Origin of the sequence: Catellatospora coxensis, assembly GCF_016862635.1 — a bacterium.
GTDB lineage: Bacteria > Actinomycetota > Actinomycetes > Mycobacteriales > Micromonosporaceae > Catellatospora > Catellatospora coxensis.
Genome location: NZ_BONI01000102.1, coordinates 1 through 15,911 on the forward strand (window position 1 = coordinate 1; position 15,911 = coordinate 15,911).

Consider the following 15,911-nt stretch of genomic DNA (forward strand, 5'->3'; position numbering starts at 1 on the left):
GCGCCGAGAAGGCCTAGCCGCAGACCGCCACCGAGCACCAGAAGGTGATCGTAAGACGCGTGGCGTGTGGTTGCATTCATCTCATGGAATGCGATGGGGCAGCCCGTCGGATTCCACGAGATGATGAGGCAGCCGGACCTCATCCGTCTTGCCTGCCCGGCCGACATGTCAGTACGAGCAGTTGACCAGATGGCACTCGGGGTTCAGTCGGATGTCGAAGCGCGCGGCAACGCCGTCGCGGATATGGGCGGCGAACTTCATCACGTCCGCTGTCGTCGCGCCCCCGCGATTCGTCACCGCCAGCGCATGGCGGCTGGAGAGCGCAACGGAGCCGTTGCCCCAGTCGAGACCGTAACCTGGTCCGAAGCCGGCCTGGTCGATGAGCCACGCGGCGTGCAACTTCGTGCCCTTGATGTCCGGCAGGCTGGGGCAGTCGAGCGCCCGGCGGGGAACCTCGGCGAGCACCGGGTTGATGAAGAAGGATCCGACGCTCCAGGTGTCGTGGTCGTGCTCGTCGAGGACCATCTTGCGGTCCCGGCGCTGCGCGATGATCGCCTCACGTACGTCGGCGGGTGCGGCCGTGCCGCCCACTTCGATCTGAAGTCTCTCGGCGACCTGCGCGAACGTGATCGGGACCGACTGGGCGGTGCGGCGAAGCCGGAAGGTCACGTCGAGAACGATCCAGCGGTCGCTGTGCTTGAAGACCGACTGCCGGTGGCTGCCGAACCCGCACTGCTCGGGCAGCCAGCGCTCGATCGTGCCGGCGGACCTGTCAAAAACCGTGATCGACTCGAGTACGTCGGAGGTCAGCGTTCCGTAGGCGCCTACGTTCTGCACCGGTGTGCCACCTACGGATCCTGGAATGCCGGACAGCGTTTCGATGCCGGACAAACCGTCCGCGACGACGGCGCTGACGAGCGTGTCCCATTCCATGCCCGCAGCAGCAGTGACCAGCTCGCCGTCTATGACGAACTCGGCGGACCCCATCTTGACGACGCTGCCGTCCCAACCCACGTCACCGACCACCAGGTTCGAGCCTCCGCCCATGACGAGCAGCGGCTCACCGGTGGCATCCGCATTCCGGATCAACTCGACAGCGTGCGGCGTACTGGTGGCGACGTCGAGTCTCCCGACGGGTCCTCCGACCCGCATCGTGGTCAGGTCTGCAAACGTGGTGGTCACGGGTATGGAGCCTACCTAGTGATCAGCAGGCGGCTTCCATCGGCCGTCCCCAAGTCCCGGCCGTGCGCGATGTGGTCGCGTATCACTCCGACGTGTCAGGACCGCGCTTGACCAGTACCTCGGCACAGTCGACGAGCAGCCGACGAGCAGAACGGATCGCCGAGAGCACCTCCTGAAGCAGGGACTCCGCCGTTTGCGGCCGGTCGCCCCACTCGACGCCGAGACCGACGACGTCGAGATCCAGGCTGAACGGGAGATAGAGCCAGCGCAGTCCCTCGAACAGCTGGAAGGGGACGAACATCTGTGTGGTCACGACGAGCACTCGTTGGCCAAGACGTGGCTGGGTGTATCGCGCCCACAGGGCGAATGTGTCCGACGTGTCAGGGCGGTAGGGCGGACGTCCGGTGGAGGCCGAGAAGACCGAGCCGACCGCCTCACCACCGTCGTCGATGAGGTGAGTCTGCCGTTCGTGCGTGAACGCCGCAGGCGTCCCTGCGGCGCCTGCGGCGTCGCGTGCCTTCCACGCCGGACAGGGATGTTCAGAAGAGGCACATCCGCACAAGAACAGGGTCTTGGCGGCCTCCAGGCCGAACTCCGACCTGGCTGCGGCCAGCATCAGATCGAACTCGTCGACTGCCTCGGGCGCATAAGCCTGCGTCACAACCTGCTCTGGTGGCTCCTCGATCAGCGGACGTGGGCTGCCGAGGAAGCTGAGCTCGCCTAGGTCGATGCCGGTGGATTGCACCTGGGCCGTGTATCGCGATCGAAGCAATGGTGACCGGTATCCACCGCCCAGCACGATCGTCTTCGCGTAGCTGCTGAATCGGGTCGGCTGCGGGGTGACGAGGCCGAGGTCGGTGGTCAGGTCCAGGACACGACTACGGGTCTGCTCGCTGAAGTCAGCCTTCACCGCCTGCGAACGTTCTTTGTAGTTGACGCCGTCGCGGCTGCGGAAATTGAACGCGGCTGCCGCTGCCTGCTCGACGGTGAGAACCCGGCGCAATAGTTCGACCAGTTCGCCAGGCAGGCTTGCAGCGATGTCGTGGGCGTCGAGCAACAAAGGAGCCAGCCATGCGGGAAGCTCCTCGTTCAAATGAAACCGACCGGCTGCCAGCTCGTGGGGGAAGGCGTCGGCTTCTTCGTCGAGGAGGGCGAGCAGGTCGGACATCGCCGGACTGGACAACCACGTACCCACCAGTTGGAAGCCGTGTACTGCGCGGTCTACTGCGCGGTATGCCATCGGTGCCCCATGCAAAGTTGCCTCCGTCACATCCGGCACATTACCGATCGCTGATGGTCTCGCGCGGGCGGAATGGATCTGGCGTCGATTCGTTCACCCGATGAACCGTGGCGCATGATCCAAGGGCGGGTCGGCTGTGCTGAGATCGGCAGTGGCTTGCTCAGCCCTGCCCCTTGCGCGGCTGGTTCAGCCGGATCATGTTCCCGGCCGGGTCCCGGAACGCACAGTCGCGTACGCCGTACGCCTGGTCGGTGGGCTCCTGGAGCATCTCGGCACCGGAGGCGCGGATGTGCTCGAAGGCGGCGTCGACGTCGTCGGTGGTGAAGATGAGCCCGCGCAGCAGGCCCTTGGCGAGCAGGTCGTACTGCTTCTGCTTGTCCTCGGCGGAGGCGCCTGGGTGAGACTCGGGGGTCTCGATGGTGATCTCAAGATCGGGCTGGCTCGGCGGCACGACAGTCACCCAGCGCATGCCCTCGTAGCTGACATCGGTGCGCACCTCGAAACCGAGCACGTCACGGTAGAAGCCGAGGGCCTTGTCGTGATCGTCGACGATGATGAAGCAGTGTGAGACCTTGATGTCCATACAGCTCACGTTACAGACGACGGCGTACACATGATTGAAGCCGCTGATCTGCTCGGTCGCGGGTCAACGGCTTCACGTTGCTGGTGGTGCCCCCGGTGGATTCGAACCTGCGCCCCCGCCGCCGGAGGGAGGGTGTACGTCTGTCCGCTGAGACGTCTTGAACTGGACGAAGATCCGGCAGTCAACGCCTGATGCAGCCACTTTGGACGGCGCCATCGGTAAGCCGCGGTTCACCCGCTCCGCCCGACGAACTGCACGTGTCCATCAACTGCCCGTTACCCGACATATGGCTAGACGGTCGTGCGAGAGCAGATAAGCAAAGCTGCTACTCGTTGGCGAGGAAGCGATGCTAAGCCGCTCATACGAGGCACTGAGCCCTGAGCAATTTCAAATGCTCTGCCAGGCGAGGCTCGTACGGTCGTACCCAAACCTTCAGCGCATGCCCGCAGGTACGCCGGACGGCGGCGGGGACGGGATGACTCGGGGCCATTGCGGTCGTCCATAAATCGTCTTGCGAACGATCTATCTGCGCTAGCCCTTAGCGAGGCGGAGCATCTATCGCCGTACCTCACCTGTGTAGTTACTCGTGGCGTTCAGAGGCGAAGGAAAGCTAAGGCTAAGACTGTACAAGCGGTGGCGCAAGCCTTCAGCATCGCGTCCGGCTGACGGCTGGTCGATCGGTAGCCATCAGAGGAGGCTGCGCTACCGCTTTCCCGCACCATCGAAACGGTGGGCAGTGGACAAACTTGAACCTGGTCACTGTCGGCCAGGTTGAAGAAGGGCTGGCCATAGAGGGGGCCAGCCCTTCTTCGGATGAATTTAGCAGGCTATCTTGTTCGTATCAGACATCGGGCCACAGGTAAGAACCCCAGGTCCATTCCTTGGTGGTGGAGATACTGAAATCCCTAACGTAGGTCGCGGTGTCTAATCCTGCGGCGTCAGGGTCGAGAGTTGAGGTGTGATGGTAGTAACCGTGAGTGTATGTTCCATTGGGGCCACGGGGATCTAGGCAGTCTTTCCACGTATATCCACCATCTGCCAGCAGGATGATGCGCGCCTCAGCGATCGAACCCCCAAAGTATCCACCCCACGCATACCAGTCGTAGGCTTGAGCTGCAGTGCCGTCGTCCACGACGATATGCCTCGAAAAGCACGACGTCGCCATGGAGTCTGTCGGACTCGACGAGAGGACCTGAGTTTTAAGGTTGTACGCATCGTCGGCGGCTGCAGCTGGCGAAGCCGTACTCAGGATTGCTGCAGCGGCCAATGCAGCTGCTAGCAAGGTGCGCTTCATCTCATCTCCCCGTATAGGTTGGTTAACCTAGATTCCGTACGGATATTGCCATGAAATGAGGCGAGTGGCAAGGGAGCGATGCACAGTTCGAATGGTACTGACGTGCTGGCTAGGGATATTAAGTCCAGGCTTAAAGTGGTTGCCTGCGAACTCGAATAAATGGGTATGTGCGCACGGTCATGGCGGCTTCGGCAGATCGGGCTACCTAGCGCGTATCTCAGAAGTGTCGACGAATGCTCTGCCCACCGGGCGTGACAAAGCCAATCTGCTGACGCGCGGATGGGCTGCTCAACGGCCGAGAGAAACTGAAACCAGAGACATCGTGGCCACCTTGCTGGCGGCGACGCGGCGCGACCTGACCGCTGCGCAGTGGGCAGCGCTGCAACCGTTGTTGCCCAGCGGCAGCAAGTCAGGCCGTCCTCCGAAGCCAAACAACAGCGAGTCCGTCGCTGGCAGCGCGCGGGTGTGGCGGAGTGGCCACCCGCTAGGGCCAAACTCGCCGTCCGTCACCAGACCCCCGTGCAATCGCCGCGATCAATGGGTGGCTCCAACCCGGCTTGGGAAACGGCGGTACCAGGCCGAAACGTTGGCGCGGACAGCCGTAGAGCGCCGGATTTCACCGGACACAGTCGTACAGACGTTTGAAGCCGCTGATCTGGTTCCCCAGGTCAGCGGCTTCTTTTGGCTGGTGATGCGTGGTGCCCCCGGCAGGATTCGAACCTGCGCCCCCGCCTCCGGAGGGCGGTGCTCTATCCCCTGAGCTACGGGGGCTCAGTGACCGACAAAGAGTAGCAGGTCCCCTTCGCGGCATCGAATCGGTATCCGGGTCGTCCGTTCGACCGATGGCGTGTCGCGTCGATCATCCGTCCACGGCCGGTTAATCCGATCCGAGCCCTCTTCGCACCGGGTGACGATGTGGCGTTGCACCACTTCCACCCTCCGGAGGACTCATGAACAAGCGTCTGCTGGCGCCGCTGGCCACCGTTTCGCTGGCGGCCGTGGGCGCTGGGATCGCCGCGTTGTTCGCCCTGCCCGCGCAGGCCCACAACGCGCCGACGGCCCCCTACGACGCGGTGCTGCACCACGCGCACCACAACACCAAGGCGAAGATCTTCACCCGCGGCTGTACGGAGATCGGCAACCTGGCCGCCGCGGACAAGGACGGCTGGGTGTTCAACATCGCGCCGGACGAGTTCGACACCACGATCGGCATGTGGGCGAAGTTCGACACTCCCGGCGGCCCGGTGACCACCTACATCAAGGACGGCGACGCCGACGCGTACCCGCACGGGTTCGCCAACGCCACCAACAAGCACCTGGCCTGGGTGGTCGTGCCGGCCGGCTGGACGCTGCTGGACGCCGAGGGCAAGAGCGTCGGCAGCAAGAACGTGGACCGGATCGTGGTCACGCACACCTGCGCGGGGGAGGGCGGCAACACCCCGTCGCCGTTCCCGTCGGAGTCGCCGAACGGCACCCCCACGCCGGGGACGCCGACGCCCGGCACGCCGACCCCGGACACGTCCGGATCCCCGGACGCGAGCGGCACGCCGGACGTTCCCGGTGACTCGCCGTCGCCGTCGGAGCCGGGCCTGCCGGTGACCGGCGCGGCCGTGACCGTGTTCGCGTCGGTGGGCCTGGCCCTGGTCGTCGGCGGGGCGGGCACGATCTTCCTGGTGCGCCGTCGCCGGGACCTGCCGACCGAGGTCTGAGCGGCCCGCGATCGCGCTGACGCGGATCGGGTGAGTTGAGCGAAGGGCCCCGCCGGAACTCCGGCGGGGCCCTTCGTCGTGGATCCTCAGCGTTTGGCGAGGGTCGCCTGCAGCTGCTGCATGTCGGAGATCTCGATCTGCTGGCGCGTCTTCATGCCCTTGGCGAGCCAGAGCACGCCAGGGTCGTCGGTCTGCTCCAGCACACCGTCGATCATGTGTACGCCGCCCAGGTGATGCTTGATCATCATTTCGAGGAACAGGCGGTCGACCTCTTTGCCGGTGGCGTTCTCCAGCGCGGCCATCTCCTGCGCCGTGGCCATGCCGGGCATCAGGTTGCCGTTCAGCGCCTTGTCGCCGTCGGGCATCCAGGCCATCGGCTTGGCCGTGGAGTTGAGGTTGAGGCCCCAGTCCCGCAGCCACTGGCCCATGATGCCGATCTGGCCCTGCTGGGTCAGCGCGATGTCCTCGCCGATGGTGCGGACCTCGTGCGAGTTGCCCTTCTTCGCGGCGATCATGCCCATGGCGACGGCCTGGGCATGGTGGGCGGTCATGTCACGCGCGAAGCCGGCCGCGGCCGAGTCGTCGGCCGGGGAGCCGGCGGCGGCCAGCCGGCTCACGCCGAACCCGATCGCGAGGCCGACCAGCAGCGCGAGCGCCACCGCGAGGGCCAGCCCCCGTGTGCTGAACCGAGGGCTGTTCCCCACGTCCGTCATGTCGCTCCCGTCAGCCCTGTTGCTGCTGCTGCATCGCGGCGACCTGCTCCTCGGTCAGCGGCTTGTCGCCAGTGGCGGTGTTGCCGCCGGAGCAGATCGCGCCGGGCTCCTGGGTCGCGTTGACGCGCAGCGCGCCGATGAAGTCGTCGATCCGGGAGTCGCTCGCGTCGTCGACCTTGAGCTGGTAGGACCAGGCCTGCAGGGAGATCGGCTTGTCCAGGTTCTCGACCGGGCTCATCAGCATCATCTCCTTGCCCTCGACCTTGGCGGCCAGCTTGGCCACCTGGTCGGCGGGCAGGTCCTTGCGGTATGTGATCCAGACGGCGCCGTGCTCCAGGCTGTGCACGGCGTGCTCGTTCGGGATGGGGGCGTCGTAGACGTTGCCCATGCACTGCTGCCACACGTAGCTGTGGGTGCCGCCGACCGGCGGGTTCTGGTCGTACTTCTCCGGGTTGTACGTGTGGTTGCTCTTGAGCTCCGTCGTCACGTGCGTGATGCCGTCGATGCCGGCGGCGCGCGTCTCCCAGTCGTAGCCGGCGCCGCCCGGCTTGAACGCCGCCCAGGCGCCCCAGCCGATGATGCCGACCGCGATCAGGCCGACGGCGGCGAACATGGCGATGGGACCCCAGTTGCGGCCCTGGTTGACCTTGACAGGCGCGATCGGCTTCTTGGGGCCGCCCTTGCCGCCCTTCGGCGGGGTCTTGGCACCGCCGCCGGTGGCGGGCTTGGCGCCGGCCGCGGGCTTGCCGCCGACCTTCACAACATTGGGGCGGTGCTGCTCGCCGCCTTGCGTGCTGATGCTCATCGTGGTGTCCGTCACATCGAGGGGTGGGCGCGCCCGCCGTGCGGTGGGACGCAGAGGGCCGAAGTCTACCCGGTTAGCATGGCCAGGTGACTCCCGCGAATATCGCCGATGCTGTCCTGACCGCCGCAAAAGCCGTCTTCACGGCCCGCGGCCTCGATCCGGCGGCCCTGCCGGCGGCGGCGACGGTGGAGCGTCCGCGCAACCCGGAGCACGGGGATTACGCCACCAACCTGGCTCTTCAGGTCGCCAAGAAGGTCGGCGCGAACCCGCGCGACCTGGCCTCGGCCCTGGCCGCGGAACTCAGCAAATTCACAGGGATCGCTGCGGTGGAGATCGCCGGGCCGGGCTTCCTCAACATCCGGGTGGACGCGGCGGCGGCGGGCGAGCTGGCCCGCCTGGTGGTCACCCAGGGTGAGGCGTACGGGCACGGCACGGCGCTGGCCGGGCTGCGGCTGAACCTGGAGTTCGTGTCGGCGAACCCGACCGGCCCGATCCACCTGGGCGGGGTGCGCTGGGCCGCGGTCGGCGACGCGCTCGCGCGGCTGCTCAAGGCGGCGGGCGCGGACGTCACCACCGAGTACTACTTCAACGACGCCGGTTCGCAGATCGACCGGTTCGCCAAGTCGCTGCTGGCCGCGGCGCGGGGCGAGGAGACGCCGGAGGACGGCTACGGCGGGGCGTACATCGCCGAGATCGCCGAGGCGGTCAAGGCCAAGCACCCGGGCGCCGACGACCTGGAGACGTTCCGGGTCGAGGGCGTCGAGCTGATGTTCGCGCAGATCAAGTCGTCGCTGAACGAGTTCGGCACCCACTTCGACGTGTACTTCAACGAGAAGGACCTGCACACCAAGGGCGAGCTGGACCTGGCCCTGGAGCGGCTGCGGGCGCAGGGCCACCTGTTCGAGGCCGACGGCGCGACCTGGCTGCGCACCACCGACTTCGGCGACGACAAGGACCGGGTGCTGCGCAAGAGCGACGGCGACTGGACCTACTTCGCCGCCGACTGCGCCTACTACCTGGACAAGCGGGAGCGCGGCGCGGAGAAGGTCGTCATCATGCTGGGCGCGGACCACCACGGCTACGTGGGCCGGATGCGCGCCATGTCGGCCTGCTTCGGCGACGACCCGGACGTCAACCTGGAGATCCTCATCGGCCAGCTGGTGAGCCTGGTCCGCGACGGCCAGCCGCTGCGCATGAGCAAGCGCGCGGGCACCGTGGTCACCATGGAGGACCTGGTCGAGGCGATCGGCGTGGACGCGTCCCGGTACGCCCTGGCCCGTTACAGCAGCGACTCCCCGATCGACATCGACGTGGACCTGTGGACCCGGGCCACCCGGGACAACCCGGTCTACTACGTGCAGTACGTCGCCGCCCGCACCGCCAGCGTGTCGCGCAACGCCGCCGACGTCGGGCTGACCCGCGACACCGCGGAGTTCGACCCGGCGCTGCTGGCGCACCCCAAGGAGCTGGAGCTGCTCAAGGCGCTCGGCGACTACCCGAGCGTGGTCAAGAGCGCGGCCGAGCTGCGCGAGCCGCACCGGGTGGCCCGCTACCTGGAGGACCTGGCGGGGGACTACCACCGCTTCTACGACGAGCCGGCCTGTCGCGTGCTGCCGCACGGCGACGCCCCGATCGAGCCAGGCAACGTCGCCCGGCTCTGGCTCAACGACGCCACCCGCACCGTCATCGCCAACGGCCTCGGCCTGCTCGGCGTGACCGCCCCTGAACGGATGTGAACAGGCATGAGTGAGCGCAGCGAACGAATCATGAGGCTCAGGGCTGTGCCTCATGCGGCGAACGCGCGGAGCGGGTTCGCCGCATGAGGGCTCATGAGGCCGGTGCCCTGCACGGAGACTTCGGGCACCAGGGACCTTCCTGGCTGCGTACCCCCGCTGACGTGAACGAGCTGATGGCGCCGCTGTGGCCGCGGACCGCGACCAAGGACGCGGCCGGGGTGCTGCAGGTCGGCGGCCGGGACGTGGCGTCGCTGGCGCAGGAGTTCGGCACCCCGGCGTACGTGCTGGACGAGGAGGACTTCCGGGCCCGCTGCCGCGACTTCAAGCAGGGCTTCGCGGGCGCGGACGTGTACTACGCGGGCAAGGCGTTCCTGTGCCGGGCGATCGTGCGCATCCTGGTCGAGGAGGAGATGAACCTCGACGTGTGCAGCGGCGGCGAGCTGCGCACCGCGCTGGCCGCGGGCATGGACCCGGCCCGGATCGCGCTGCACGGCAACAACAAGTCGGTACGCGAGCTGACCCGCGCCGTGGAGAACGGGGTGGGCCGCATCGTCGTCGACTCGTTCGACGAGATCGAGCGCCTGTCGGCGATCGCCCGCGAGCGCGGGGTCCGCCCGCGCGTCATGATCCGGGTGACGGTCGGCGTGGAGGCGCACACCCACGAGTTCATCGCGACCGCGCACGAGGACCAGAAGTTCGGCTTCTCGCTGGCGGGCGGCAAGGCGTTCGAGGCGGCCCGGCTGATCCTGGAGCAGGACACGCTGGAGCTGCGCGGCCTGCACTCGCACATCGGCTCGCAGATCTTCGACACGTCGGGCTTCGAGGTCAGCGCCAGGCGCATCCTCACCCTGCAGGAGCGCATCCGCACCGAGCTGGGCGCCGAGCTGCCCGAGCTGGACCTCGGCGGCGGCTTCGGCATCGCGTACACCAGCCAGGACACGCCGTCGCCGGCCGCCGACCTGGCCGAGCGGATGTTCAAGATCGTGGCGGACGAGTGCCGCGGCCTGGGCATCGCCCAGCCGCACCTGTCCGTCGAGCCGGGCCGCGCCATCGTCGGCCCGTCCACCTTCACGCTGTACGAGGTGGGCACCGTCAAGCCGCTCGACGGCCTGCGCACGTACGTGAGCGTGGACGGCGGCATGAGCGACAACATCCGCACCGCGCTGTACGACGCGTCGTACTCGGCGACGCTGGCGTCACGTGCGTCACAGGCGGAGCCGATTCTTGCCCGCGTGGTGGGAAAACATTGTGAGGCAGGGGACGTGGTGGTGAAGGATGAATTCCTGCCTGCCGACGTCCGGCCCGGAGATCTTATCGCGGTGCCCGGTACGGGCGCCTACTGCCGGAGCATGGCCAGCAATTACAACCACGTGCCGCGGCCGCCTGTCGTGGCGGTGCGGGACGGGCAGGCGCGGGTGATCGTGCGCAGGGAGACCGAGGACGATCTCCTGGCGTTGGACGTGGGGTAGGGCGCGATCCCGCCCCTGCCTGAATAGCGTTACGGGAGACGAAGTGGCTGACTCGGTCAAGGTGGCGTTGCTGGGATGCGGCGCCGTCGGCTCGGAGGTCGTACGCCTGCTGCACGAGCAGGCCGACGACCTGACGGCGCGTATCGGCGCACCCGTCGAGCTGGTCGGCATCGCCGTACGCAGAGCGGGTCGGGACCGGGGCGACCTGCCGGTCAGCGCGGACCTGTTCACCACGGACGCCCTCGGCCTGGTCAAGCGCGACGACGTGGACGTGGTCATCGAGGTGGTGGGCGGCATCGAGCCCGCCCGCACCTGGCTGGTCGAGGCGCTGCGCGCGGGCAAGTCCGTGATCACCGGCAACAAGGCGCTGCTCGCCGAGGACGGCGGCAGCCTGCACGACGCCGCCGCCGAGGGCGGCGCGGACCTGTACTACGAGGCGTCGGTGGCGGGCGCGATCCCGCTGCTGCGCCCGCTGCGCGAGTCCCTGCACGGCGACCGCATCACCCAGGTCACCGGCATCGTCAACGGCACCACGAACTTCATCCTCTCCGCGATGGACGCCACCGGCGCGGGCTTCTCCGAGGCCCTGGAGGAGGCGACCGCGCTGGGTTACGCCGAGGCCGACCCGACCGCCGACGTCGAGGGCTTCGACGCCGCCGCGAAGGCCGCGATCCTGGCCAGCCTCGCCTTCCACACCCGGGTCCGGGCCGAGGACGTCTACCGCGAGGGCATCACCGAGGTCAGCGCCGCCGACGTGGCCAGCGCCAAGGCGATGGGCTGCACGATCAAGCTGCTCTGCATCGCGGGCCGCACCGCCGACGGCGGCGTCAGCGTGCGGGTGCACCCGGCGATGATTCCGCGCACCCACCCGCTGGCCGGGGTCGGCGAGGCGTTCAACGCGGTGTTCGTCGAGGCCGAGGCCGCCGGGCAGCTCATGTTCTACGGGCGCGGCGCGGGTGGCGCCCCGACCGCGAGCGCCGTGCTCGGCGACCTGGTCGCCGTGGGCCGCAACCGCCTGGCCGGGGTGCGCGCCGCCAGCGAGTCCGCGTACGCCGACCTGACGGTCCACCCGATGGGCGAGGTCCGCACCCGCTACCACGTCTCCCTCGACGTGGCCGACCGCGCCGGCGTGCTGGCCGCGGTCGCGGGCGTCTTCGCGAGCCACGACGTCTCCATCGCCACGGTCAACCAGTCCGGCCGCGGCGACGAGGCCATCCTGGTCATCGTCACCCACTCCGCCCCCGACAGCGCCCTCGCCGCCACCGTCGCCGAACTGCGCACCCTCGACTTCGTCCGCGCCGTAGCCAGCGTCCTCCGCGTCGAGTTCTAGCCCAGGCCCGCCCCGCGGGCCGAGGCGTCGATCATGAACTTATGGCACGGCTCGACGGCGTGTCGGTGGCACAAGTTCATGATCAACGTTGGAGGATGCGCGCGTCTCGCTGCGTGGAACCCGAGTGGAGTTACGGGCGGAGAGACGGCAAGGTACTCGATGACACTCGGTAAGGAGGCCAGCATGTGGCGTGGGTTGATCGAGCAGTACCGGGACCGGCTGCCGGTGACGGACAAGACGCCCGTGATCACGCTGCACGAGGGCAACACGCCTCTGGTGCCCGCGCCGGTGCTGTCCGACCGCACCGGGTGTGACGTCTACCTGAAGGTCGAGGGCGCGAACCCGACCGGCTCGTTCAAGGACCGGGGCATGACGGTGGCCGTGTCGACCGCCGTCGAGCACGGGGCGAAGGCGATCATCTGCGCGTCGACCGGCAACACCTCGGCCAGCGCCGCGGCGTATGCCGCCCGCGCCGGGATCACCTGCGCGGTGCTCGTGCCGCAGGGCAAGATCGCGCTGGGCAAGCTGGCCCAGGCGCTCGTGCACGGGGCGAAGCTGCTGCAGGTCAGCGGCAACTTCGACGACTGCCTGGCGATGGCCGGCAAGCTGTCCCAGGACTACCCGGTGGCGCTGGTCAACTCGGTGAACATCGACCGGCTGCACGGGCAGAAGACCGCCGCGTTCGAGATCGTCGAGGCGCTCGGCGACGCGCCGGACATCCACTGCCTGCCGGTCGGCAACGCGGGCAACATCAGCGCCTACTGGATGGGCTACAACGAGGACGTCGCGGCGGGCAACGCCACGAAGGCCCCGAAGATGTACGGCTTCCAGGCCGCCGGCTCCGCACCGATCGTCAACGGCGCGGTCGTGCCGAATCCGTCCACGATCGCCACCGCGATCCGGATCGGCAACCCGGCCTCGTGGACCAAGGCCCTGGACGCGCGTGACGCGTCGGGCGGTCTCATCGACGCGGTCACCGACCGGGAGATCCTGTCGGCATACCGGCTGCTGGCCCGCGAGGTCGGCGTCTTCGTCGAGCTGGGCTCGGCGGCCAGCGTGGCGGGTCTGCTGCAGGCGTCGGCGGCCGGCAAGGTGCCGCACGGCTCGCGCATCGTGTGCACGGTGACCGGGCACGGGCTCAAGGACCCGGAGTGGGCCATCTCCACCGCGCCCGCCCCGACCACCATCGGCAACGACCCGCTCGCCGCCGCCCGCGAACTCGGCCTCGCCTGACCCGACCGGGGTGACCGCTCGCGCGGCGTCCGCCGGCCTTTTGCATCGACGTTGGCCTATCACATCGACTGCGCCGCCCGCATTTTCGATGAGATAGGCCAACGTCTGTTGAGGGCGGAGCGGGGCGACAGCCGGCCGAGCGGAGTTCGGCGCACACGGATCGGGGTGCACGTCACAGCGTGCCCGGCGTCCGTGAGATCGCTCTCAGGTGTACGGTGCCTACGTGCTCAGGGTCCTTACGCGTAGCGCCGACTTCCGCCGCCTGTTCCTCGCCGAGGTCATCGTCTTCGGGGCGGACTGGTTCGTCATGGTCCCGCTGCTGGTGCTGCTCAACCGGGAGACCGGCCAGGGACTCTGGGGCGGGCTGGCACTGGCCGTGGAGACCGGCACCGTGGCGCTGCTGCTGCCGTACGCGGGCACCATCGCGGACCGGTTCAACCGCAAGCACATCCTGATCGCCTCGAACCTCTCCGCGCTCGTCGCCGTCGGCGGCCTGTTCCTGGTACGCGGCCCCGGCGCGGGCCCGATCGCGCTGGTCGCCCTCGGTGCGCTGGCAGCGGCGAAAGCGTTCTACACCCCGGCCGCCAACGCGTCGGTGCCGAACCTGGTGGACCCCGCCGACATGGGCCCGGCCATGGCCGTCAACGGCACCGCCTGGGGCACCATGACCGTCGTCGCGTCCTCCCTGGGCGGCCTGGTCACCGAGTGGCTGTCGCCGTACCACTGCTTCGGCCTGGTCGCGGTGAGCCTGGCGACCTCGGCGCTGCTGACCTCGCGGATCAAGCGGCCGACCCAGGACTCGCTGCCGGCGGTGTCCCGCCCGGCGTTCGCGGCGATCCGGGAGGCGCTGGGCTACCTGCGCCGCGAGCCGCGGCTGCTGGCCCTGGTCACCGTGAAGTCGGCGGTGGGCACCGGCAACGGCCTGCTGGCCACGTTCCCGCTGATCGCTGCGACGTTCGGGGTGAGCGCGCGCGGGCTGGGCCTGATGTTCGCGGTACGCGGACTGGGCAGCGTGGTCGGCCCGTTCCTGTTCCGGGCGGCGCTGGCCCGGCCGCACTGGCTGTTCCCGGCGCTGGCGCTGTCCATGTCCACCTACGGCCTGGTGTACGTCGGCGTGGCCGCGGCGGGCTGGTTCCCGCTGGTGCTGGCGGGCATCTTCCTGGCGCACGCGGCCGGCGGCGGCAACTGGGTGATGTCGAACTACGCCATCGCGCAGGAGGTGCCCGACGAGCTGCGCGGCCGGGTCAACGCCACCGACACGATGATCGCCATGCTCGCGGTGACCGCCTCCCAGCTGGTCGTAGGCGCGTTCGTGGACACGGTGGACTGGCGGGTGCTGGTCGCCTGCTGCGGCGTCACCACGCTGTCGTACGCGGTCGGCTGGTTCCTGGTCACCCGGCGCATCCCGGCCCAGGCCCCGGTGCCCGCGCTCGCCGACTGACGGGAACGACGAAGCCGCTTGACACCTCCTGCTAGCTTGGTGATATCACTTCGATATGAGGAGTCGCCATGCAGCGTAAGGCGTTCCGGGTCTCCGGGTTCATCATGGTCGTCGTGGCGCTGCTGGTGGCAGCCGCCATGATCGCCATCATCGCCGCTAACGTGGGCGTGCCCGGCACCGACGGCGTCATGGGCGCTGCCGTCGTGGTCGGCACACTGCTGCTCGTGCTGATCGCGACCGGGTTCATCGTGATCAGCCCCAACGACGCCCGGGTCATCCAGTTCTTCGGCAAGTACGTCGGCACGATCGGCGAGCCCGGCTTCCACTGGACCTGGCCGCTGACCGAGAAGACGAAGATCTCCAAGCGGGTGCGCAACTTCGAGTCCAACCGGCTGAAGGTCTCCGACGCCGACGGCAACCCCGTCGAGATCGCCGCCGTCGTGGTGTGGCGGGTCGTGGACACCTACGCGGCCAAGTTCGCGGTGGACGACTTCGCGCACTTCGTCGAGGTGCAGGCGGAGACCGCGGTGCGGCACCTGGCCACCAGCTACCCGTACGAGGCGCACGCCAGCGGCCGGGCCAGTCTGCGCGACAGCGCGTCGGTCAGCGACGAGCTCACCGCCGAGCTGCGCGAGCGGGTCACCCTGGCCGGCGTCGAGGTGGTCGAGTCGCGGATCACCCATCTCGCCTATGCTGCGGAGATCGCGCAGGCGATGCTGGCCCGCCAGCAGGCGCAGGCCATCGTCGCGGCGCGGTCCACCATCGTGGAGGGCGCGGTCGGCATGGTCTCCAGCGCGCTGGAGCAGTTGCGTGAGCAGGGCGTGGTCGAGCTGGACGAGGAGCGCAAGGCGCAGATGGTGTCGAACCTGCTGGTGGTGCTCTGCGGTGACCGCAACGCGCAGCCGGTCGTCAACGCGGGCACCCTCTACTGAGGACATAGCGTGCCTGAACGCAAGAAACTGCTGCTGCGGCTGGATCCCGCGGTGTACGACGCGATCGCCCGCTGGGCGGCCGACGATCTGCGCAGCGTCAACGCGCAGATCGAGTACGCCCTGCGGGCCGCGCTGAAGTCGGTGGGGCGGCCGGTCGACCGCCCCACCGCGGCCGTGTCCGACGGCGACCAGGACGAGGACGGCGACTGAGCAGTCGACCTCCACAGTGGACCGGCTCGCGGCG

The 15,911-nt window shown here is 68.4% G+C and carries 14 protein-coding genes and 1 tRNA gene; 8 read left to right on the forward strand and 7 right to left on the reverse strand.

Annotated elements, in window-relative coordinates; translation table 11 throughout:
- Positions 1 to 168 precede the first annotated feature (168 nt).
- The 5 genes from Cco03nite_RS37480 to Cco03nite_RS37500 form a co-directional block, all read right to left on the reverse strand.
- Positions 169 to 1,182 carry a UDP-N-acetylmuramate dehydrogenase gene (locus tag Cco03nite_RS37480; protein WP_203698778.1) on the reverse strand — a complete coding sequence of 338 codons (1,014 nt, stop codon included), beginning with the start codon at positions 1,180 to 1,182 and terminating at the stop codon, positions 169 to 171.
- Positions 1,183 to 1,264: 82 nt separating this feature from the next.
- On the reverse strand, positions 1,265 to 2,350 hold the full coding sequence (locus Cco03nite_RS37485) for a hypothetical protein (RefSeq protein ID WP_203698779.1): 1,086 nt from the start codon (positions 2,348 to 2,350) through the stop codon (positions 1,265 to 1,267).
- A gap of 232 nt (positions 2,351 to 2,582) precedes the next feature.
- Positions 2,583 to 3,005, reverse strand: coding sequence for a VOC family protein (locus tag Cco03nite_RS37490; RefSeq protein ID WP_203698780.1), 423 nt, complete (start codon positions 3,003 to 3,005; stop codon positions 2,583 to 2,585).
- Positions 3,006 to 3,846: 841 nt separating this feature from the next.
- Positions 3,847 to 4,299 carry a hypothetical protein gene (locus tag Cco03nite_RS37495; protein WP_203698781.1) on the reverse strand — a complete coding sequence of 151 codons (453 nt, stop codon included), beginning with the start codon at positions 4,297 to 4,299 and terminating at the stop codon, positions 3,847 to 3,849.
- A gap of 696 nt (positions 4,300 to 4,995) precedes the next feature.
- Positions 4,996 to 5,070, reverse strand: a tRNA-Arg gene (locus Cco03nite_RS37500).
- Between the two features lie 179 nt (positions 5,071 to 5,249).
- Here Cco03nite_RS37500 and Cco03nite_RS37505 point away from each other — a divergent pair.
- Positions 5,250 to 6,008, forward strand: a complete 759-nt coding sequence (locus tag Cco03nite_RS37505) for an LPXTG cell wall anchor domain-containing protein (protein WP_203698782.1) — start codon at positions 5,250 to 5,252, stop codon at positions 6,006 to 6,008.
- 86 nt (positions 6,009 to 6,094) lie between these two features.
- On the opposite strand, the gene Cco03nite_RS37510 is transcribed toward Cco03nite_RS37505, so the two are convergent.
- On the reverse strand, positions 6,095 to 6,721 hold the full coding sequence (locus Cco03nite_RS37510; protein WP_203698783.1) for a DUF305 domain-containing protein: 627 nt from the start codon (positions 6,719 to 6,721) through the stop codon (positions 6,095 to 6,097).
- A 10-nt stretch (positions 6,722 to 6,731) separates the two neighbouring features.
- Complete coding sequence (locus Cco03nite_RS37515; protein WP_203698784.1) at positions 6,732 to 7,526, reverse strand: thioredoxin-like domain-containing protein; 795 nt, start codon at positions 7,524 to 7,526, stop codon at positions 6,732 to 6,734.
- Between the two features lie 86 nt (positions 7,527 to 7,612).
- On the opposite strand from Cco03nite_RS37515, the gene argS reads away from it, so the two are divergent.
- From argS to Cco03nite_RS37550, 7 genes are all read left to right on the forward strand, one after another.
- Complete coding sequence (gene argS, locus Cco03nite_RS37520; RefSeq protein ID WP_203698785.1) at positions 7,613 to 9,262, forward strand: arginine--tRNA ligase; 1,650 nt, start codon at positions 7,613 to 7,615, stop codon at positions 9,260 to 9,262.
- An 83-nt stretch (positions 9,263 to 9,345) separates the two neighbouring features.
- Positions 9,346 to 10,731 carry a diaminopimelate decarboxylase gene (gene lysA, locus Cco03nite_RS37525; RefSeq protein ID WP_203698786.1) on the forward strand — a complete coding sequence of 462 codons (1,386 nt, stop codon included), beginning with the start codon at positions 9,346 to 9,348 and terminating at the stop codon, positions 10,729 to 10,731.
- A gap of 43 nt (positions 10,732 to 10,774) precedes the next feature.
- The gene (locus tag Cco03nite_RS37530) at positions 10,775 to 12,061 is read left to right on the forward strand and encodes a homoserine dehydrogenase (protein WP_203698787.1); all 1,287 of its coding nucleotides are present in this window, start codon (positions 10,775 to 10,777) and stop codon (positions 12,059 to 12,061) included.
- Between the two features lie 183 nt (positions 12,062 to 12,244).
- Positions 12,245 to 13,294 carry a threonine synthase gene (thrC, locus tag Cco03nite_RS37535; RefSeq protein ID WP_203698788.1) on the forward strand — a complete coding sequence of 350 codons (1,050 nt, stop codon included), beginning with the start codon at positions 12,245 to 12,247 and terminating at the stop codon, positions 13,292 to 13,294.
- A gap of 223 nt (positions 13,295 to 13,517) precedes the next feature.
- Positions 13,518 to 14,735 carry an MFS transporter gene (locus Cco03nite_RS37540; protein WP_203698789.1) on the forward strand — a complete coding sequence of 406 codons (1,218 nt, stop codon included), beginning with the start codon at positions 13,518 to 13,520 and terminating at the stop codon, positions 14,733 to 14,735.
- Positions 14,736 to 14,803: 68 nt separating this feature from the next.
- Positions 14,804 to 15,667: an SPFH domain-containing protein gene (locus Cco03nite_RS37545; protein WP_203698790.1), complete on the forward strand. Its 864-nt coding sequence runs from the start codon at positions 14,804 to 14,806 to the stop codon at positions 15,665 to 15,667.
- 9 nt (positions 15,668 to 15,676) lie between these two features.
- Positions 15,677 to 15,877, forward strand: a complete 201-nt coding sequence (locus Cco03nite_RS37550; protein WP_203698791.1) for a type II toxin-antitoxin system antitoxin — start codon at positions 15,677 to 15,679, stop codon at positions 15,875 to 15,877.
- The last annotated feature ends 34 nt before the right edge of the window (positions 15,878 to 15,911 follow it).

Coding starts and splice junctions, on each gene's coding strand:
- lysA (WP_203698786.1), top strand. CDS start 9,346: ATGAGGGCTCATGAGGCCGGTGCCCTGCACGGAGACTTCGGGCACCAG.
- Cco03nite_RS37485 (WP_203698779.1), bottom strand. CDS start 2,350: ATGTCCGACCTGCTCGCCCTCCTCGACGAAGAAGCCGACGCCTTCCCC.
- Cco03nite_RS37545 (WP_203698790.1), top strand. CDS start 14,804: ATGCAGCGTAAGGCGTTCCGGGTCTCCGGGTTCATCATGGTCGTCGTG.
- Cco03nite_RS37515 (WP_203698784.1), bottom strand. CDS start 7,526: ATGAGCATCAGCACGCAAGGCGGCGAGCAGCACCGCCCCAATGTTGTG.
- Cco03nite_RS37505 (WP_203698782.1), top strand. CDS start 5,250: ATGAACAAGCGTCTGCTGGCGCCGCTGGCCACCGTTTCGCTGGCGGCC.
- Cco03nite_RS37490 (WP_203698780.1), bottom strand. CDS start 3,005: ATGGACATCAAGGTCTCACACTGCTTCATCATCGTCGACGATCACGAC.
- Cco03nite_RS37495 (WP_203698781.1), bottom strand. CDS start 4,299: ATGAAGCGCACCTTGCTAGCAGCTGCATTGGCCGCTGCAGCAATCCTG.
- thrC (WP_203698788.1), top strand. CDS start 12,245: ATGTGGCGTGGGTTGATCGAGCAGTACCGGGACCGGCTGCCGGTGACG.
- Cco03nite_RS37510 (WP_203698783.1), bottom strand. CDS start 6,721: ATGACGGACGTGGGGAACAGCCCTCGGTTCAGCACACGGGGGCTGGCC.